Source organism: Streptomyces sp. NPDC048434, from assembly GCF_043200375.1.
Classification (GTDB): Bacteria; Actinomycetota; Actinomycetes; order Streptomycetales; family Streptomycetaceae; genus Streptomyces.
The window spans coordinates 145,720-164,727 of sequence record NZ_JBICXQ010000014.1 but is presented as its reverse complement, the minus strand read 5'-3'; the positions used below and the strand labels follow the sequence as shown (position 1 = coordinate 164,727).

General features: G+C 71.1%; 17 protein-coding genes. 8 read left to right on the top strand and 9 right to left on the bottom strand.

Going from position 1 to position 19,008, the window contains the following annotated elements; all coding sequences use genetic code 11:
• Positions 1 to 8 precede the first annotated feature (8 nt).
• Positions 9 to 1,469: a ribosome biogenesis GTPase Der gene (der, locus tag ACGFWI_RS18665; RefSeq protein ID WP_393907056.1), complete on the top strand. Its 1,461-nt coding sequence runs from the start codon at positions 9 to 11 to the stop codon at positions 1,467 to 1,469.
• A gap of 27 nt (positions 1,470 to 1,496) precedes the next feature.
• Here the strand turns inward: der and ACGFWI_RS18660 are convergent, their stop codons facing one another.
• Positions 1,497 to 1,841, bottom strand: a complete 345-nt coding sequence (locus ACGFWI_RS18660) for a hypothetical protein (protein ID WP_393907055.1) — start codon at positions 1,839 to 1,841, stop codon at positions 1,497 to 1,499.
• Between the two features lie 118 nt (positions 1,842 to 1,959).
• Entirely contained in the window at positions 1,960 to 2,760 is an 801-nt protein-coding gene (locus ACGFWI_RS18655; protein WP_393907054.1) for a hypothetical protein, read from the bottom strand.
• 283 nt (positions 2,761 to 3,043) lie between these two features.
• Between ACGFWI_RS18655 and ACGFWI_RS18650 the strand changes: the two genes are divergently transcribed.
• The 4 genes from ACGFWI_RS18650 to ACGFWI_RS18635 all read left to right on the top strand — a co-directional run bounded on the left by ACGFWI_RS18650 (position 3,044) and on the right by ACGFWI_RS18635 (position 7,280).
• Positions 3,044 to 3,649, top strand: a complete 606-nt coding sequence (locus tag ACGFWI_RS18650) for a transglycosylase family protein (protein ID WP_393907053.1) — start codon at positions 3,044 to 3,046, stop codon at positions 3,647 to 3,649.
• A 287-nt stretch (positions 3,650 to 3,936) separates the two neighbouring features.
• Positions 3,937 to 5,196: a glycosyltransferase family 4 protein gene (locus tag ACGFWI_RS18645; protein ID WP_393907052.1), complete on the top strand. Its 1,260-nt coding sequence runs from the start codon at positions 3,937 to 3,939 to the stop codon at positions 5,194 to 5,196.
• Complete coding sequence (locus ACGFWI_RS18640; protein ID WP_393907051.1) at positions 5,193 to 6,170, top strand: hypothetical protein; 978 nt, start codon at positions 5,193 to 5,195, stop codon at positions 6,168 to 6,170. The genes ACGFWI_RS18645 and ACGFWI_RS18640 overlap by 4 nt, the downstream gene beginning before the upstream one ends.
• Positions 6,171 to 6,242: 72 nt before the next feature.
• Positions 6,243 to 7,280 (top strand): helix-turn-helix transcriptional regulator, encoded by a 1,038-nt coding sequence (locus tag ACGFWI_RS18635; protein ID WP_393907050.1) that lies wholly within the window; start codon positions 6,243 to 6,245, stop codon positions 7,278 to 7,280.
• Here ACGFWI_RS18635 and ctaD read toward each other — a convergent pair.
• The gene (ctaD, locus tag ACGFWI_RS18630; protein WP_393907049.1) at positions 7,168 to 8,850 is read right to left on the bottom strand and encodes a cytochrome c oxidase subunit I; all 1,683 of its coding nucleotides are present in this window, start codon (positions 8,848 to 8,850) and stop codon (positions 7,168 to 7,170) included. The two genes, ACGFWI_RS18635 and ctaD, sit on opposite strands and share 113 nt — an antisense overlap.
• 499 nt (positions 8,851 to 9,349) lie before the next feature.
• Here ctaD and ACGFWI_RS18625 point away from each other — a divergent pair, with 499 nt between their 5' ends.
• Positions 9,350 to 9,565 carry an I78 family peptidase inhibitor gene (locus ACGFWI_RS18625; RefSeq protein WP_088796989.1) on the top strand — a complete coding sequence of 72 codons (216 nt, stop codon included), beginning with the start codon at positions 9,350 to 9,352 and terminating at the stop codon, positions 9,563 to 9,565.
• A 103-nt stretch (positions 9,566 to 9,668) separates the two neighbouring features.
• On the opposite strand, the gene ACGFWI_RS18620 is transcribed toward ACGFWI_RS18625, so the two are convergent.
• Both ACGFWI_RS18620 and ACGFWI_RS18615 read right to left on the bottom strand, forming a co-directional pair.
• Entirely contained in the window at positions 9,669 to 10,706 is a 1,038-nt protein-coding gene (locus ACGFWI_RS18620) for a phosphatase PAP2 family protein (RefSeq protein ID WP_393907048.1), read from the bottom strand.
• A 285-nt stretch (positions 10,707 to 10,991) separates the two neighbouring features.
• Positions 10,992 to 12,185 carry a hypothetical protein gene (locus tag ACGFWI_RS18615; protein WP_393907047.1) on the bottom strand — a complete coding sequence of 398 codons (1,194 nt, stop codon included), beginning with the start codon at positions 12,183 to 12,185 and terminating at the stop codon, positions 10,992 to 10,994.
• Between the two features lie 211 nt (positions 12,186 to 12,396).
• Between ACGFWI_RS18615 and ACGFWI_RS18610 the strand changes: the two genes are divergently transcribed.
• Both ACGFWI_RS18610 and ACGFWI_RS18605 read left to right on the top strand, forming a co-directional pair.
• A complete protein-coding gene (locus ACGFWI_RS18610) occupies positions 12,397 to 14,049 on the top strand; it encodes an MFS transporter (RefSeq protein WP_393907046.1) in 1,653 nt (550 codons plus the stop codon).
• Positions 14,050 to 14,188: 139 nt separating this feature from the next.
• On the top strand, positions 14,189 to 15,394 hold the full coding sequence (locus ACGFWI_RS18605) for an acyl-CoA dehydrogenase family protein (RefSeq protein ID WP_393907045.1): 1,206 nt from the start codon (positions 14,189 to 14,191) through the stop codon (positions 15,392 to 15,394).
• A gap of 106 nt (positions 15,395 to 15,500) precedes the next feature.
• Here the strand turns inward: ACGFWI_RS18605 and ACGFWI_RS18600 are convergent, their stop codons facing one another.
• The 4 genes from ACGFWI_RS18600 to ACGFWI_RS18585 all read right to left on the bottom strand — a co-directional run bounded on the left by ACGFWI_RS18600 (position 15,501) and on the right by ACGFWI_RS18585 (position 18,782).
• Positions 15,501 to 15,950, bottom strand: a complete 450-nt coding sequence (locus ACGFWI_RS18600) for a cell division protein SepF (RefSeq protein ID WP_393907044.1) — start codon at positions 15,948 to 15,950, stop codon at positions 15,501 to 15,503.
• Between the two features lie 293 nt (positions 15,951 to 16,243).
• Entirely contained in the window at positions 16,244 to 17,194 is a 951-nt protein-coding gene (locus ACGFWI_RS18595; protein WP_393907043.1) for an ABC transporter substrate-binding protein, read from the bottom strand.
• Positions 17,191 to 17,697 carry a GNAT family N-acetyltransferase gene (locus tag ACGFWI_RS18590; protein WP_393907042.1) on the bottom strand — a complete coding sequence of 169 codons (507 nt, stop codon included), beginning with the start codon at positions 17,695 to 17,697 and terminating at the stop codon, positions 17,191 to 17,193. Before ACGFWI_RS18590 ends, ACGFWI_RS18595 begins: the two co-directional genes overlap by 4 nt.
• Positions 17,694 to 18,782, bottom strand: coding sequence for an LLM class flavin-dependent oxidoreductase (locus tag ACGFWI_RS18585; protein ID WP_393907041.1), 1,089 nt, complete (start codon positions 18,780 to 18,782; stop codon positions 17,694 to 17,696). Before ACGFWI_RS18585 ends, ACGFWI_RS18590 begins: the two co-directional genes overlap by 4 nt.
• Between the last annotated feature and the right edge of the window lie 226 nt (positions 18,783 to 19,008).

The following is a 19,008-nucleotide window of genomic DNA, read 5'->3' as shown; positions in this document are numbered from 1 at the left end:
CGGACTTCATGAACGACCAGATCCCTACCGGCGACGAGCACGGTGCGCTTGGCGACGCCGAGTACGCGGAGTTCATGGAGCTCGCCGCGGAGGAGGGCTTCGACCTCGAGGAGGTCGGGGGTGACATCGCCGCGGCCGGCCACGGCCCGCTGCCCGTCCTCGCCGTCATCGGCCGCCCCAACGTCGGCAAGTCGACCCTGGTGAACCGCATCATCGGCCGCCGTGAAGCGGTCGTCGAGGACAAGCCGGGCGTCACCCGCGACCGCGTCACCTACGAGGCCGACTGGAACGGCCGCCGCTTCAAGGTCGTCGACACCGGTGGCTGGGAGCAGGACGTCCTCGGCATCGACGCCTCCGTGGCGCTGCAGGCCGAGTTCGCCATCGATGCCGCCGACGCGGTCGTCTTCGTCGTCGACGCCAAGGTCGGCGCGACCGACACCGACGAAGCCGTCGTCAAGCTGCTGCGCCGCGCCGGCAAGCCGGTGGTCCTGGTCGCCAACAAGGTCGACGGCCCGTCGGGTGAGGCCGACGCCGCCATGCTGTGGTCGCTGGGCCTCGGCGAGCCGCACCCGGTCTCCGCGCTGCACGGCCGGGGCACCGGCGACATGCTCGACGCCGCCCTCGACGCGCTGCCCGAGGCGCCCGCGCAGACCTTCGGCACCGCACTCGGCGGCCCCCGCCGGATCGCGCTGATCGGCCGGCCGAACGTCGGCAAGTCATCGCTGCTGAACAAGGTCGCCGGCGAGGAGCGGGTGGTCGTCAACGAGGTTGCCGGCACCACCCGCGACCCGGTCGACGAGATGATCGAACTGGGCGGCAAGACCTGGAAGTTCGTGGACACCGCCGGTATCCGCCGCCGGGTGCACCTCCAGGAAGGCGCCGACTACTACGCCTCGCTGCGGACCGCGGCGGCCGTCGAGAAGGCCGAGGTCGCGGTCGTCCTGATCGACGCGTCCGAGTCCATCAGCGTCCAGGACCAGCGCATCATCACGATGGCCGTGGAGGCCGGACGCGCCCTGGTCATCGCCTACAACAAGTGGGACACCCTCGACGAGGAGCGCCGCTTCTACCTGGAGCGGGAGATCGAGCGGGACCTCGTGCAGATCCCCTGGGCGATGCGGGTGAACGTCTCCGCGCGCACCGGCCGCCACATGGAGAAGCTGGTCCCGGCGGTCGAGACCGCGCTGGCCGGCTGGGAGACCCGTATCCCGACCGGGCGGCTGAACGCGTTCCTCGGGGAGATCGTCGCCTCCCACCCGCACCCGATCCGCGGCGGCAAGCAGCCCCGCATCCTCTTCGGCACCCAGGCGGGCACCAAGCCGCCGCGCTTCGTCCTGTTCGCCTCCGGCTTCCTGGAGGCCGGCTACCGCCGCTTCGTCGAGCGGCGGCTGCGCGAGGAGTTCGGCTTCGACGGGACGCCGATCCATATCTCCGTGCGGGTGCGCGAGAAGCGCGGCAGGAAGAAGTAGCGCCGGCTCCCTGGCCGTGCGGACCGATCAGCGTCCGTGCGGCCGGGCGTCCCGCTGTGCCGGCGGCAGCGCCGCCGGGAGATGACCCCCCGGGTGGTACGACTGCCGGCTCACGACCTCCCAGTGGCCCGTGGACGCCGCCGTACGGCTCCAATTCCCGGCATCGCGCAGCACCTCCGAGATCTCCGGCTCGTCCGTACGGTCCCCTGGCAGCGCCCGGAAGGAGCGGCGGTACTCGGCGTACAGCGCGTCATAGATCGGCGTGGCCGAACCATGGTCCGTGGTGTGCCTCGTCCCGCGTTCGTGGGACGGGCGCATGCCGGGGATCGGGTGGGCGTAGGGGGCGCGGGAGGAGGGGTCGTATGCGTGCACGTATGTGCCAACGACCTCGCAGGCCGCGGGATGCGGCTTTCCTGCGGAAATGGCTGATCGCGAGGGCATGACCGTCCGGATGACGGTCCTGCTCCCGCGATCGGGTGCCGAGGGGCTGTCAGGTGCCGGCCAGCGGCATCTCCGCGGCGACCAGGGCGCCCTTGGCCGCGGCGTCCTCCAGTGCCTGGCGCATCAGGTCCTCGCGGGGCTGGTGGCCGATGGAGCCCGCGGGCGCCGCGTACATCACCACCGACTGCGCCTTGTTGGCCGCGGCGCGCCAGCCGTCGGAGACGGCCAGCGGCTGGTGGGCCTGCCACCAGGCGGCCTGCTGGCCGGCGCTGCCCGGCTGCAGGACCGCGTGCAGTTTGCCCATGGCCAGCAGCGCGGACCAGCCCGGGTTCGGGCCCGGGAGCTGGTTCATGTCCATCACCGGGTGGAAGCCCTGCTCCAGGAGCAGCGGAAGGAAGGCGTCGTCCGGGCCGGCCGAGCCGGGACGGGCGATCGGGCCGTCCGGCTCGACCACCAGGGCCGGGCGCAGGTCGCTCTCGATCAGCACCAGACCGCAGGTGATCCCGAGGGTCGCCTGGCGTGGGGCGGTGGGGAGCGGGACGGCCGGGGCGGGGTTCTGGGGGGCGGCTGTTTCCTCTCCGGTGATGGAGCGCACGGCTCCCTGGAGCTGCTCCTCCGACACCGGGACGACCTGCGAGGGGATGCAGGTGGCATGGGCGAACGCGAGCACCGCGGTCTCCTCGCCCACGAACAGGACGGTGCTGGTGCGCTCCTGCTCGCTGTCACCGGGGGTCCGGCAGGAGGTGCAGTCGTAGCTGCCGGGGGCGTCGCCACCGGCCAGCAGGCGGTCGGCTTCTTCGTCGCCGATCTCGGCGCGAACGTCGTCGCTGACGTCGAGCATGCGCGGCACGGGTGGCTCCTCGATCTCTGTGCTTCTGCCGGGTGGTCGCCGGCTCGTACAAGGACAACGGGTGACCTGCGGCAGGAGTCACGCGAGGGCGGGAACAGAATCGAACCAATCCCCGCACAGCGGAAAACCGTGGAAAGCCGCCCCAGAAGCGGTCACATAACGCCAACTCTTGCGCAGAACCTGGTGCAGTCGGCGGCGTTCCGTACACCGGACCGGGTGGGGGCGGGGCCCTGAGGGCGTGGCGCGCTGGTCAGCGGCCGACTGCTGCTTACCGTCACCGGCTATGTCGGACAACTCTTCGGCGCCTCGGCGCTTCGTGGGATCCGTCGGGCTGCTCACCGCGGCGGCTGCCGCCCTGGTGCTGTGCCTGCCCGGCGCCGCCGCCGCTGACGGGACCGGCGGCGGCCCCGGCGGCAAGACCTCGCACGCCTGCGCCGGCGACCAGTGGCCGTGGGGGTGCCTGGCCGATTGCGAGAGCAGTGGTGACTGGCACGTCAACACCGGCAACACCTTCTACGGCGGGCTGCAGTTCTGGCAGCCCACCTGGGAGGCCTTCGGCGGCCTCGACTTCGCGGAGCGGGCCGACCTCGCCTCCCGCGACGAGCAGATCAAGATCGCGAAGAGGGTGCAGGCCGCGCAGGGGTGGGGAGCCTGGCCCGAGTGTGCCCGGCGTTACGGGCTGACCGCCCCCGTCCGGACCCATACCGTGCGGCGCGGGGAGACGCTCGGCGAGATCGCCCACAAGTACCGCGTGAAGGGCGGCTGGAAGGCGCTCTACAAGGCCAACCGGAAGGTCATCGGACGCAATCCGAACCGGCTGTCGGTCGGCACCGAGCTGCGGCTTCCCCACAAGGCGTCGTCGAACTCCGGTCCGGCTCACGACGCCTGACGGCTGGACGACCACGGTGTGACGACCCCGCCGGGGGCCGCCCGGTCCCGATCCGCCGGAAGGCCTGGTGACACGGCGGAGGCGGAGGGGATTCGAAGCCGGGAGGTTCCATGCCCCGGCTACCGATGACCTAACTTTTGCGGAACAACTTGGCGAAAGGCCCAACCAGGAACCCCTCTTCGCGGTCCTACCGTTCAGCAGGGGATGCGTCGCGCCGTCGGGAGGGGGGCGCGACGTGTCCCACGGGGAGACCAGAACGACCGGAAGACCAGGGGACACGGGGACGGATGCACATCTCATTCCTGATTCATAATGCCTACGGCATCGGGGGAACGATCCGGACGACGTTCAACCTTGCGCGCACGCTCGCCGAGCGGCACGACGTGGAGATCGTGTCCGTACTGCGCCACCGCGACGAGCCGGTCTTCGACCTCGGCCCGCGGGTCGCGCTGCGGCATCTCGTGGACATCAGGGAGAACAGCCCCGACTACGACGGTGCCGATCCCGCACATGCCCGTCCCGCGAGGATATTTCCCGCCGCCGAGGGCCGTTTCGGCCAGTACAGCGAGCTCACCGACCGCCGGATAGCCCAGCATCTGCGCCGGACGGAGACGGACGTGGTGGTCGGCACCCGGCCCGGACTCAATGTGCACATCGCCAGGCAGGCGCGCCGCGGCCCGGTCCGGATAGGCCAGGAGCATCTCACCCTGGACACCCACAGCCGGGCGCTCAAGCTGGCACTGCGCGGCGCCTATCCGCGCCTCGACGCGGTCACCACCGTCACCGAGGCCGATGCCCGTGCCTACCGCCGGACGCTGCGGCTGCCCGGGGTACGCGTCGAGGCGGTGCCCAACAGCGTGCCGGAGCCGGCTCTCACGCCCGCCGACGGCAGCGGCAAGTGGGTCGTCGCGGCCGGCCGGCTCGCCCGCGTCAAGCGCTATGACGTCCTCATCCGGGCCTTCGCCCAGGTCGCCGCCGAGCGTCCCGACTGGCGGCTGCGGATCTACGGCGGCGGCGCCGAGAAGGCCGCACTGCGCACCCTGATCGACGAACTCGGCCTGTACAACCATGTCTTCCTGATGGGCCCGGCCAACCCCCTGGAGCCCGAGTGGGCCAAGGGCTCGATCGCGGCGGTCTCCTCCAGCCTGGAGTCCTTCGGGATGACGATCGTCGAGGCCATGCGCTGCGGTCTGCCGGTCGTCGCCACCAACTGCCCGCACGGTCCCGGCGAGATCATCGACGACGGGGTGGACGGCAAGCTGGTGCCGGTCGGCAATCCGGAGGCGCTGGCGGGCTCGCTGCTCACGCTGATCAACGACGACGCCGCCCGCAAGCGGATGGGCGGGGCCGCGCTGGCCTCGTCGGCCCGCTTCGACCCCGCCGCGGTCGCCGGACGCTATGAGGAGCTCTTCGGCGAGCTGCTGGCCCGCGGGCGGGGCAACCGGCTGCGCGGCAGCCTGCATCGCGCCCGGGGAGCCCTGCTCAGCGGCGCATACGCCACCAAGGATGCGGCCCGCGCCGGGCTGAGAGGGGTGCGGACGGTATGACGGCGTCGAGCCAACTGACCGTGACCGGAGACGAGATGAAGGAGTCCTCTGCCATCGATCAGGAACCCGTGGTTCCGGTGAGCGAGGGAACCGACGGCCCCGAGCGGCCGGAGGAGCGGGGCGACGAGGGGGAGCCGGTGGAACTGCGGGCCGACTGCATCGCGGACTCCGCGGGCGGCCTCACCTTCGACCTGAACGCCCCTCAGGACACCCCTGCCGCCTGGAGCGCGGCGCTGGTGCTGCGGCTGCGCGGCGGCGACGGTGCGGACGACGAGGTACGGCTGCCGCTCGGGCCGAACGGCGCCGGGCGCCTGCGTGCCGTGCTGCCCAGCACCGTCGCCCTCGCCGAGGGCCGCTGGAACGCCTACGCCGACCTCGGTGACGGCCGGGACCCGCGGCGCCTGCTGCCGGGCGTCAACGACCTGCGGTCGCTGGTGGACCGCAGGCCGCTGGCGGGCATCGGCCGGCTCGGTGTGCGCATTCCGTACGCGACCAAGTTCGGCAATCTCGCGCTGCGCAGCTGGCTGCGCGGCCCGCACGCCGAAGCCGGTGACATCCTTGTCGCGCCCGGCGGCATAACGGTCTCCGGCCGGCTGTACGGCGCCTCCGCGGGGGCCGGTGCCCGCGCCGAGGCCCGGGCGCGCCACCACCCCGCCGCCCCGGACGCCGAACCGGCCACCGTCACCGTCCCGCTGACCGTCGAGGGCCCGGAGTTCCGCTTCACGCTGCCCTACGAGGAGCTGGCCGGCCGGTGGGAGCACGGCAGCGAGCCGTGGGACCTGTGGCTGCGCCCCGCCGAGGGCGCCGGGCCGGTGCGTATCGCCCGCCTCCTGGACGATGTCGCCGACAAGAAGCAGGTCTTCAGCTACCCCGCGCTGCCGGTGCGCACCGATGCGGAACAGCTCAGGATCGGCCCGTATTACACGCTCGACAACGACCTGGCCGTACGGGTCGCGGGTCCTGCCGAGAGCTGACGGAGTACCGCCCGCGGTGGTGGGGACGAACCGAGGACCGTAGCTGTCCGCATGGGCTGCGAGACTCGGGCCATGTTGGAGACCTCGGCACGTCTGCTCCGCCTGCTCTCGCTGCTGCAGGCCCACCGGGAGTGGTCCGGCGCGGAGCTCGCCGGCCGGCTCGATGTCACCCCGCGAACGGTGCGCCGGGACATCGACCGGCTGCGCGAGCTGGGCTACCCCGTCCACTCCGCGCCCGGGACGGCCGGCGGCTACCGGCTCGGCGCCGGCGCCGAGCTCCCGCCGCTGCTGCTGGACGACGAGGAGGCGGTGGCGGTCGCGGTCGGACTGCGGACCGCCGCGGCAGGGGGCGTCGAGGGCATCGAGGAGGCCTCCGTACGCGCGCTGGCGAAGCTGGAGCAGGTGCTGCCGCACCGGCTGCAGCGCCAGGTCGGTGCGCTGAACGCCTTCACCGTCCCGCTGCTCGGCAGCGGCGGCCCCCGGGTCGACCCGAACCTCCTCACCGAACTCGCGCACGCCTGCCGGGACTGCCACCGGCTCCGCTTCGACTACACCGCCCACGACGGCACGGTCTCCCGCCGCACTGTGGAACCGCACCGCCTGGTCTGCGCCCAACGCCGCTGGTACCTCGTCGCCTGGGACGCGGACCGCGCGGACTGGCGCACCTACCGGGCCGACCGCCTCACCCTCACCCCGCCGCACGGGCCGCGCTTCACGCCCCGCACACCGCCGGCCCAGGATCTCGCCGCGTATGTCTCCCGGGGCATCTCCACCCATGCGTACGCACGGCAGGCCACCGTGCTGCTGCATGTCCCGCTGGAGCAGGCCGCGGAGCGCATCGGCCCGGCCGCCGGGACGCTCGAAGCCGTCGACGACCAGTCCTGTCTGCTGCGTACCGGGGCGCACAGCCTGGAGGTGATGGTGTTCCACATCGTGCTGACGGGCTTCGACTTCGAGGTCCGTGAGCCGCCGGAACTGCTCGACCGCATTCGGGAGGTCAGGGACCGGCTCTCCCGGGCACTGGCGGCGCCGGCGTCGGCTGCTTCCCCACCTCCGGGTGGTGCAGATCGAACGCGGGGGACTCGGAGCGGATCTTCGGGAGGGTGGTGAAGTTGTGCCGCGGCGGCGGCGAGGAGGTCGCCCACTCCAGGGAGCGGCCGAAGCCCCAGGGGTCGTCCATCGAGACCTTGGCGCCGTAGCGCATGGTCTTCCAGACGTTGTAGAGGAACGGCAGCGTGGACAGGCCGAGCAGGAAGGAGCCGACGGTGGAGAGGGTGTTCAGGGCCGTGAAGCCGTCGGCGGCCAGATAGTCGGCATAGCGCCGCGGCATGCCCTCCACGCCCAGCCAGTGCTGGACGAGGAAGGTGGTGTGGAAGCCGATGAACAGTGTCCAGAAGTGGATCTTTCCCAGCCGCTCGTCGAGCAACTTGCCGGTGAATTTCGGCCACCAGAAGTAGAAGCCCGCGTACGTGGCGAAGACGACCGTCCCGAAGACGACGTAGTGGAAGTGGCCGACGACGAAGTACGAGTCGGTGACATGGAAGTCCATCGGCGGTGAGGCGAGGATGACGCCGGTCAGCCCGCCGAACAGAAAGCTCACCAGGAACCCGATCGACCAGAGCATCGGCGTCTCGAAGGAGACCGAGCCGTGCCACATGGTGCCGATCCAGTTGAAGAACTTCACCCCGGTCGGCGCCGCGATCAGGAACGACATGATGGAGAAGAAGGGCAGCAGCACCGCCCCCGTCACGAACATGTGGTGCGCCCAGACCATCACCGACAGGGCCGTGATGGCCATCGTCGCGCCGATCAGCATGACGTAGCCGAAGATCGGCTTGCGGGAGAAGACCGGGATGATCTCCGTGATGATGCCGAAGAACGGCAGCGCGATGATGTAGACCTCGGGATGGCCGAAGAACCAGAACATGTGCTGCCACAGCAGCGCACCGCCCCACTGCGCCTCGAACACCACCGCCCCGAACTGCCGGTCCGCCTCCAGCACCAGCAGCGCCGCCGCCAGGATGGGGAACGCCATCAGCACCAGGATCGAGGTGAAGAGGATGTTCCAGGTGAACACCGGCATCCGGAACATCGTCATCCCGGGCGCCCGCAGCACGATGATCGTGGTGATGAAGTTGACGGCGCCGAGGATGGTGCCGAAGCCGGCCAGCGCCAGCCCCATGATCCACATATCGGCGCCGACGCCGGGGGAGCGGACCATCGAGTTCAGCGGGGCGTAGGCCGTCCACCCGAAGGCCGGGCCGCCGAACGGGGTGAGGAAGCTGCCCAGCACGATCAGGCCGCCGAAGAGGAACAGCCAGTACGAGAACATGTTCAGCCGCGGGAAGGCCACATCGGGCGAGCCGATCTGCAGCGGCATGATCTCGTTCGCGAAGCCGGCGAAGGCGGGGGTGGCGAACAGCAGCAGCATGATCGTGCCATGCATGGTCAGCGCCTGGTTGAACTGCTCCGCGTCGATGATCTGCAGCCCGGGGCGGGCCAGTTCGGCGCGCAGCACCATCGCCAGCAGACCGCCCACCAGGAAGAATCCGAACGCGGTGATCAGGTAGAGATGCCCGATCTTCTTGTGGTCGGTGGTCGTCAGCCAGTCGACGAGCACCGACCCGCGGCTCTGCGCCCTGGGGGGACGGACGTCCGCCCGGTCGGTGTCCGTAACCATCCGCTGCACCTCGTTCGTCGAAGGTGTACTGGAGCCCGGGACATGATGCTCGCGCGGGGGGCACAGAGCGAGGTGGCGCTCCGGTCCGTTCCGGTGGCATCGGACGGGCCGGCGGACGGGGCCGGGAGGGCGCGGGACCGGCAAGCGGGGCGATGTGCGGGAAATGTGTGCGGAGTGTGTCTCGTTGGACAATTCCCGGACGGCCGATAAAGGACGTCCGGTAAGGGGAATCCGGGGCTTTCGAGGGATTGTTTTCGGACGGCTTGTCGCGTGGCGCCGAGTTGACTGTGCCCGTTTTGTATTTGATCAAGGTGGAATTCCGGCTGTTTAATTTTCCACCCGGTTGCGCCGTCACACGGCGCGTAAGGGTGACATATGTTCCGGCAAACGCCGGAGCGTTCGCTGTGACACAAGTGTGACCAATGCCGGACCGGAAAGTCACCGAGGCGTGCGAGGGCCGGGCTTCCGCGGGCCGTCGCGGGCGCCTACGGTGGCTGTCATGGCTGACGTACCGAACCTTCCGGACAACCCTCAGGACGACATCGAGGCGTATGTCGGCCTTGCTCAGCAGGACGCCGAAGAGCAGGCCAGGGGGCGGGGCTGGACCACCGTCCGCTCGCTGCCCCCGGGCGCGATCATCACCATGGAGTACCTGGCCGGCCGGCTCAATTTCGAGGTCAAGGACGGCACGGTGCACCGCACCTGGCAGGGCTGAGCTCCGCACATACGACGAAGGCCCCGGCCGCTCCATGGGGAGCGGCCGGGGCCTTCGCTGCGGGGGTGGGGTGTGCGTACCGGCCCCGCGGCTCGTGGAGCGCTCAGCCGCTCGCGTTGCGGCCGCGCCCGGAGGTCGGGCTCAGCGGTGTGGTGCGCGGAACACGGTCCGCGTGCGGCGGTCGCCGGCTGCCCGCCGGGGTGACCGGGGCGCGCTCCGAACGGATGGTGTACGGGCGCGGTGGGTGGTGTGGCCAGCCGTCCGGGGTGTGGGAGGCGGACCGGCCGCCGGTACCCGCGGAGATCGTCTCGCGGACGAGCACCTCGCCGTCGGGGGCGATGCGCTGCCGGGACACCCCGGGAGCCAGCGAGCCGACCGGCAGTGGGCCGCGCAGCGAATCGGGGCGCAGTCGCAGCCACAGCCGCAGCAGGACGCCCATGAGGCGGTCCTCGAACCAGGTGACGCCGGGCTCCAGCCACGGCATCGCCAGCAGCACCAGCAGCCCCGCCGCCCAGCCGAGCAGCACATCGCTGACCCAGTGGGTGCCGAGGTAGACGGTGGTCATGCCGACGCCCAGCGCGCCCAGCGCGGCGATCACCGACAGCGTGCGGCGGCGCAGCGAGGTGGTCGCCAGGTAGGCCAGCACACCCCAGGTGACCACGGCGTTCGCGGTGTGGCCCGACGGGAATATGTCGCCCCCGAGCCACATCTCGTTGGCGCCGACCACGGTCGCGTAGTGCGGGCCGAGCCGGCCCATGCCGAGCTTGGCGGCGCCCACGGTGAGGTTCAGCAGCAGCAGCGAGGCGCCGAGCACCAGCAGCGGGTGGAGGTTGCGCTGGCGCCAGCAGCGCCAGCCCAGCCAGGCAGCCACGGCCACCGCGGTCGGTCCGCGCTGCCCCAGTACAACGAAGTAGTCGAGGAAGGCATGGATCTCAGGCCATTGCTTGTAGGGCCTGAAGAACATGACTTGCCAGTCGAACGTGACCAGCCATGAAGTGGCCAGCACTCCTGCCACGATCGCGAGGTACACCGCCAGCGTGCCCCCGAACAGCCACAGGCGGGTCCGGGTCATGCGGGGCGGTCGGACGCGATCGGTCGGGCGCTGCTCCTCCATCTGGTCGAGCTTGTCATCGGTACGCACTCAATCGACGTTACCGCGTGTGATGTAGGTGCTTGGTCAAACTGTGCGCTTTGTAATGACGATGTGATGTGGAATGCGTCTCAATCGAGGCTTCGCCGCAGGGATTTGGAAGGGAATTCGCAGCGATTCTCAATCCCTTCCCGGGATCCGCGTGTCGTCACCCCGAGCGCCTTATCTGCTTTTCTCCGGCAGAGTTTATCCGTCCTTTGCTCGGGGGGCGTGCGAAGTTTCCCCGGAGCGTCGGTGACGGAAAGGGATCATTCGGTCACGGGGAGTCTCCGGAGGTCACGGCGGCCCCGAACCGTTCAGCCAGAACGCCCCGTACGCCGCGGAGCCCGCCGCCACCAGGCCGACGACCAGCCAGGACCGGACCGGGCGCCACCGCGCGAGCGCCACCGCCGGCGGCAGCAGCAGGGGATAGGCCGGCAGCATCAGCCGCGGCTTGGACCCGAAGTAGCCCTTGGCGGTCAGCGCGAGCAGCAGCACCGTCCCGCCGTAGACCGCCAGCGGCACCGGCTGGCCCTGCCGGACGCCGTGCACGTACAGCCAGATCACCAGCCCGACGCCGATGAGCAGCCCGAGTCCGGCCGCGAACGCGGGCCCCGACAACTGGTGCCAGACGAAGGTGCCGAACCCGATGCCCCCGTCGAAGCCGTTGTGCCAGCCCGCCTGGACGTCGAGATAGCCGGTGAACGAGCCCTGCCGCGCCGCCACCCACAGGAAGTAGCCGCACCAGCCGAGCGGGGCGAGCAGCACACCGGGCAGCATGCCCGGCTGGGCGCGCAGTGCCGCGCGCCCCCGTACGCCGCCGGCCCGCTGCCGCCACAGCGTCACCGCCGCGGTGATCCACACGGCCGCCACGACCGCCGCACCCACCGGCCGGGTCAGCCCGGCCAGCGAGGCCAGCACCCCCGCCCACCCCCAGCGCCCGGTCAGCACGGCGTACATGCTCCAGGCCGCGAGCGCGGTGAACAGCGACTCCGAGTACGCCATCGACTGCACGATGCCGACCGGCAGCGCGGCCCACAGCGCCGCCAGGGCGATCCCGGCCCGCGGTCCGTGCAGCCGCTCGCCGGTCGCGTACAGCGCCCAGGCCGCGGCCAGCGACGCCAGCCAGGCCACCACCATCCCGGCGTCGGCCGGCGACAGTGGCGAGAGGGCCGACAGCCCGCGCTCCAGCCACGGCAGCAGCGGGAAGAACGCCAGGTTGGAGTGCACATCGCCGTTGGGCAACTGCACGGTGTAGCCATAGCCCTGCTCGGCGACCCGGGTGTACCAGAGCGCGTCCCAGCGGGCGGTCAGCAGCGTGTGCCAGTCCTTGCCGTTGACCGCGGACCAGACCGCGAGGACGACGAGCCCCAGCAGCCGGATCGCGGAGAAGGCCGCCAGCGCGGGCGCGGCCCGGCGCAGCGCGGCCCGTACGGCGGGGACGTCGCACAGCGGCCGGCCGGGAACGGCGGCGGAGGCAAGATCGTTCATCCGGACGATTATCCAGGTGGCCGAAGAACGATTGCCGACGGCGGGGTGGGGAACGCACGGCGCTGCGATGAGCGTCTCATCGTGAGGTGAGCCACGCGGCACCCTGTCGGACTCGCGTAGTCTGACGTCCCTACTCGCTTGTGCCGCCGGTTCCCCCGGGGCGTTTTCGCGCCCTGATCCGTGGTCGCGAGAGCATGACTGGAGGTGCTGCATGTCCGGGACAACCGCGTCCGGCAGTGGACGGACGGCTGGTGTTCCCCGGCTTTCAGGCGGCGGCGCGAACCGCTGGACCGTGCTGATCGTGCTCTGCGTCAGCCTGCTCTTCGTCGCGCTGGACACCACGATCCTGTACGTCGCCGTGCCCTCCGTCACCGAGGACCTGCGGCCGGGCCCGGTGGAGCTCCTCTGGATCGTCGACGTCTACCCGCTGATCGCGGCGTCGCTGCTGATCCTCTTCGGCACCCTCGGCGACCGTGTCGGCCGCCGGCGCATCCTCCTTCTCGGCTATGGCCTCTTCGGCCTGGCCTCGGCCGCCGCCGCGCTCGCGCCCAACCCGCAGATCCTGATGGTGGCGCGCGCCCTGCTCGGCATCGGCGGCGCCATGATCATGCCGGCGACGCTGTCGATCCTGCGGCAGGTCTTCCCCGACCGGCGCGAGCGCGCGGTCGCCATCGGCGTGTGGAGCGCGGTGGCCGCGGTCGGCGCCGCGGTCGGTCCGGTCCTCGGCGGCTTCCTCGTCGAGAACTTCTGGTGGGGCTCGGTCTTCCTCATCAACATCCCGATGATGGCCGCGATGCTGCTGATAGGCCGGTGGCTGCTGCCGGAGTCGCGCGGTGAGCGCAACGGCCCCTGGGACGTGATCGGCGCGATCGTCGCGGCGCTCGGTGTGCTGGGCATCGTCCTCGGCGTCAAGCGGATCGGCAGCGGTGCGCCCGTCTGGGGCCTGACCACCCTCCTGCCCATCGCCCTCGGCGTCCTGCTGCTGATCCTGTTCGTACGCCGCCAGCGCCGGCGCAAGCACCCGCTGATCGATATGCGGCTGTTCGCCAGGCCCGCCTTCGGTACCTCCGTCGGCTGCATCGTGCTGGCCATGCTCGCCCTGGTGGGCCTGCAGCTGATCGCCGTCCAGTACCTCCAGCTCGTCCTCGGGCTGAGCCCGCTGGAGACCGGCCTGCGGATGCTGCCGCTGGTCTTCGCCGCGATGGCCGCCGGTCTGACCGGCTCGAAGATGCTGCAGGCGCTCGGCCCGCGCGCCATGGTGTCCCTCGGCTTTGTGCTGACCGCCGTCGCGGTGCTCTGTCTGACCGCGATGAGCAGCCAGGACCGGCCCTGGCTGCTGTCCACGGGCTTCGTCCTGCTCGGCTTCGGCTTCCAGTCCACGCTGTTCGGGGCGTACGAGTCGATGCTCAGCGAGGCTCCCGCCGAGCAGTCGGGCGGTGCCGCCGCGATCGGGGAGACCTCCTACCAGCTCGGCGCCGGTATCGGTGTCGCTCTGCTCGGCAGCGTCATGAACGCCGCCTACGCCCCGGGCCTGACCCATGTCGACGGTGTCCCCGGGCGGGTCTCCGTCTCGGCCGCGCACTCCCTCGGCGAGGCCTACAAGGTGGCCGCGGGCCTGGGCGAGGCCGCCAAGGCCGCGCTGCGTGAGACCGCCCGGGAGTCCTTCGTCCGCGGGCTGCACATCACCCTCGTCGCCAGCGCCGTGCTGCTGCTGGTCGGTGCGGGGATCGCGCTGCGGCTGCCGCGCCGGGCGGCGGACTCCACGGAGCGGGCGGAGGCGGACGGGGAGCCTGCTCCGGGCGACGGTGCGGCCGGCGCCGGCCTCGGCAACGGGGAGCCCGCCCCGGCGAGCTCCGGCCGCTGACCGGCGTTTCTCCCCTTCTGCGTCCGCCCCGCCGCGCGGCGGTGACCCTTGCCGCGCGGCACCGCGGGCCGTACCGTCGGGAGCGAAATAACTACCACTGCTAGTTTTTCGCGAGCGCTGAACCCGCCGGAGGCCCGCCATGTCCGCAAAGCCGTCCTCAGAGTCCTCGACGGTCCCGCCGTTCGACCCCAGCGACCCCCTGGGCCTCGACGATCTGCTGACCGACGAGGACCGTGCCGTCCGCGACACCGTCCGCGGGTGGGCCGCCGACCGTGTCCTGCCGCAGATCGCCGACTGGTACGAGCGCGGCGAACTGCCCGGCATCCGTGAACTCGCCCGTGAGCTGGGCTCCCTCGGTGCGCTCGGGATGTCCCTGACCGGCTACGGCTGCGCGGGCGCCTCCGCCGTCCAGTACGGCCTGGCCTGCCTGGAGCTGGAGGCCGCCGACTCCGGTATCCGCTCGCTGGTCTCCGTCCAGGGCTCGCTCGCCATGTATGCGATCTGGCGCTTCGGTTCCGAGGAGCAGAAGCAGCAGTGGCTGCCCGGGATGGCGGCCGGCGAGATCATCGGCTGCTTCGGCCTGACCGAGCCCGACCATGGCTCCGACCCCGCGGCGATGCGGACGTACGCCAAGCGCGACGGCGGGGACTGGGTGCTCAACGGGCGCAAGATGTGGATCACCAATGGCTCGGTGGCCGGAGTCGCGGTGGTCTGGGCCCGTACCGACGACGGCATCCGCGGCTTCGTGGTCCCCACCGGTACCCCGGGGTTCTCGGCCCCCGAGATCAAGCACAAGTGGTCCCTGCGGGCCTCGGTGACCAGCGAACTCGTCATGGACGACGTACGGCTGCCGGCCGACGCGGTGCTCCCCGGGGCCACCGGACTGGGCGGCCCGCTCGGCTGTCTCAGCCACGCCCGCTACGGCATCGTCTGGGGCTCCATGGGGGCCGCCCGTGCCAGCTTCGAGGCGGCGCTGGACTACGCGAAGACGCGTGAGCAGTTCGGCAAGCCCATCGGCGGCTTCCAGCTCACCCAGGCCAAGCTCGCGGACATGGCCGTCGAACTACACAAGGGGATCCTGCTGGCCCATCATCTGGGGCGGCGGATGGACGCGGGGCGGCTGCGCCCCGAGCAGATCAGCTTCGGCAAGCTGAACAACGTACGGGAGGCGATCGAGATCTGCCGCACGTCGCGGACGATCCTCGGCGCCAACGGGATCTCGCTGGAGTACCCCGTCATGCGGCATGCGACCAACCTGGAATCGGTGCTCACCTACGAGGGCACCGTCGAGATGCACCAGCTGGTGCTCGGCAAGGCGCTCACCGGCCTGGACGCCTTCCGGTGAGCGGCCTCGCCCGTTGACGCAGGGCGCTGCATGATCCGGGGGCCCGCACACCGGCGGCTGCCGCCGCGGGCCCCCGGACCCCCGGCCGGAAACACGCGGGTCGCGCTCAACTCTGGTTGAAGAAGCCGCCGTTGCGGTGGGCGCGGGCCTCGCCGCTGACGACCTTGTAGTCGGCGGGGGTCAGCAGGAACACCCGGGTGGCGACCCGCTCGATGGAACCGCGCAGACCGAACGTCAGACCGGCCGCGAAGTCCACCACGCGCTTGGCGTCGGAGGACTCCATGGAGGTCAGATTGACGATCACCGGGACACCGTCCCGGAAGAGCTCGCCGATGCCGCGGGCGTCCCGGAAGCTCTCCGGGGTGACCGTGGCGATGCGAGTGCCCTGGTCCTGGGCGGTCTCGTCGGCCACCCGGACCCGGGGGTCGGTGACCCAGGGGCTGTCGCCCGAGTCACCGGCATCGGGTCCCTCGGCGTAGTCGTCGTCGTAGTAGCGCTCGTCATCACTGTCGTCGACGAGGCCAAGCCAGGCGCTCGCCTTGCGCACCGATCCCATTGACGCCTCCTCTCACCCGCGGTGTCTGTGTGTGTACCCCTATCGTCGTCCATGAGGCCGACAGTGTGCCAAGTGGATAGCCGCCGCACGGGGGGTTCGTGACACATCTGGTGCAAAGAGGGTGGCGCGCCATCACCTTATGCGCCCCGTAAGGAAACTGACAGTATGAAGAACGCCACGGTCGGTACCTGACCGTCCGTCGACGGAAAGTGGTCACCGGAAGGCGGACCTGACCCGGGGGTCGGTTCGTGCGCGGGACCAGGGCAGCTGCCCCATCGTCCCACGGCCCCGGGTCAGCGGATCTCCGGCGGACTGATCCGCGAGGTCGTGATCGCCGAGGGGCCGGTGCCCCACTTCTTCAGGATTCGCCCGTAGGTGCCGTTCTTCTTCAGCCGGTTGACCGCGGCCCGGAAGGCGGGCGCCAGCGGGGTGCCCTTGGCGAACGCGAAGCCGACGTCCAGCCGCTTGAACTCGTTGAGGAACCGCAGGCCCGGCTGCCCGCGCACGGCGTAGCGCAGCCCGTTGATGGTGCTCATCACGACATCGGTGCGGCCCTGCTGGAGCGAGATCCACAGTGCGCCCTGCTCGGCGTAGGTCTTGACGTCGTAGGGCTTCTTGCCCGCCGCCGTGCACCGGTGCCGGTTCTCCTCCAGCGTCGCCTCGAAGGTGGTGCCTGCGCCGGTGGCGACCGTCAGCCCGCACAACTGCTCCAGCGAGCCGACCTTCTTCAGCGGGCTGTCCTTGCGGACCGCGAAGCCCTGGCCGTCGTTGATGTACGTCACGAAGTCGATGGTCTTGCGGCGCTCGTCGGTGACGCCGAAGTTGCCGGTACCCACGTCGTACTTGCCGCTGCCGAGAGCCGGCAGGATCGCCTCGAAGCTCGCCACCTCGCGGTCGATCCGCAGCCCGAGGACCTTGCCGACCGCGTCCGCGAAGTCGATGTCCTGGCCGGCCAGGGTCTTGCCGTCGGCCAGATAGGTCGCGCCGGGCGGGGTGCCGACGCTGGTGGCGAGGGAGAGGCTGCCGCGCGCGCGGACGGCCGCGGGGAGCAGTTTCGCCGCGGCCGGGTCCTTCCTGACGTCCGAGACCACATCCGTGGTGGGGAGCTTGGCGTCGGCGGCCGACGGGCCCGCGGCACCGGCAGCGCCCGACGGGCCGCCCGAGCCGCAGGCGGTGAGGGCCAGGGCCGCCGCGGCCAGGAGCGCGGCGGTGCGCAGTGCGGTGGTGCGGGGGGTGAGGGTCATGGGCGCGGGATCTCCAGGTGCTTTTCGAACGGCAGCGGGCCGATCGACTCCGGGGCGGCGGACAGGTCGAACAGGGGCCGGTAACCCGCCGCCAGATAGAGGCCCTTGGCCTCGGGCTGGCGGGGGCCGGTGGTCAGGAAGACGCGGGTGTAGCCGCGGCCCGCGGCCTCCCGCTCCAGGGCGTCGAGGACCCGCCGGGCCAGCCCGCGCCTGCGGTGCGCGGAGTGCGTCCAGATCCTTTTGAACTCTGCGGTGCGCGCGTCATAGCGGCGGTACGCACCCCCGGCCACCGGGCTGCCGTCCTCCAGGAGCAGCAGGAACGCACCCTCGGGCGGGGCGAACTCCGCTGCCGGGTACTCCAGGCTCAGATCGACGGGTTTCTCGTACCGGGTGCTGTATTCGTGGGTGAGTTCGTCCAGCAGGGGACGGGCGAGCGGATCGTTGACCGTGGTGTGCCGGATCGTCGGACGGGTGGTTCGCGGCGGACCGGGTGCGGCGGTCACCGGGCCGCCTCCGGGACCGGCGACGGCACCGGCGCCGTGGCGGCGGACGGCCACGGGAGCGCGTCGGGCAGTTCGTCACGCAGCTGCGGCAGCACCTCGGCGGCGGTCAGCCGCAGGACCTCGGCCTTGCGGGGGAAGGGCAGTCCGGCGCTGTCCACGGAGAAGAACTGCAGTGCATGACCGTAGGCGGCGTGCTGCCCACGGATCTTGTCGGCGATCCGTCCGGGCGAGCCGACCAGGGCCGGGCCGTGGTCCGCGGCCTCGTCCAGGGAGCGGAAGGGCGTGTTGTTGCCTGGTACGTCGCGGGCGGCGACGGCCGCTTCGTAGTAGGGCGCGAACTCCCGGCGGGCGGTGCGGTCATCGGCCGCGGCGTAGAGCGTGCCGCCCGAACCGACCAGCGCCGCCGAGGGATCGTGTCCGTAGTCCGCCCAGCGGGCGCGGTAGCGGTCGATCAGCTTGGCGTAATTGGCCACCGGCTGGATGACGTTGGCGGCGAGGACCGGGTCGCCCCACAGGGCGGCCAGCTCCACCGAGCGTTCGCTGGTGGCGCTTCCGTGCCAGACGGTGGGCGGCTGCTGGTACGGGCGGGGGAGCGTGGTCGCGCCGTCGAGCGGCGGCCGGAAGTCGCCCGACCAGGTGACCTGCTCCTCGCTCCACAGCCTGCGCAGCAGCTCGTAGTTCTCCTCCTGCAACGCGTACTGGTCGTCCGGTTCCCGGGCGAAGAGCCGCCAGGGCTCGGGGGCGTTGCCCTTGCCGATGGTCAGCTCCAGCCGCCCGCCGGAGAGCTGGTCCACGGTGGCGTAGTCCTCGGCGACCCGTACGGGGTCGAGGGTGGACAGCACGGTGACGGTGGTGAAGAGCCGGATGCGGTGCGTACGGGCGGCGATCGCGCCCAGCACCGCGGGAGGTGAGCTGGACAGGAACGGCGCTCCGTGCCGCTCCCCGACGCCGAAGGCATCGAACCCCAACTCCTCTGCCAGAACCGCGAGTTCAATGACCTCCTGGAGGCGGTCGTGCGGGGTGAGGAGGTGCCCGGACAGCACGTCCGGGACGTTGTCGATCAAAGTCATGACGCCGAAGCGCATACTGCGCCCTTCTTGGAGCACGCCGAAGGAACAACAAGACAGGAAAAGGCGAAGGCGAACTGCGGGTGTGGCGAGGGGAGGGGGTGCGCCGGACGGCGGCGCGAAGTGTGAAGGCGCGCGGTTGACGGAAGAGGAGGAACCGCGGAACGGCCCGGCCTTATCGGCGGCGGGCTTCAGGGCAGGGCGTCAGCTCAACAGGACGACGACCACACACGACCGAAGTCGA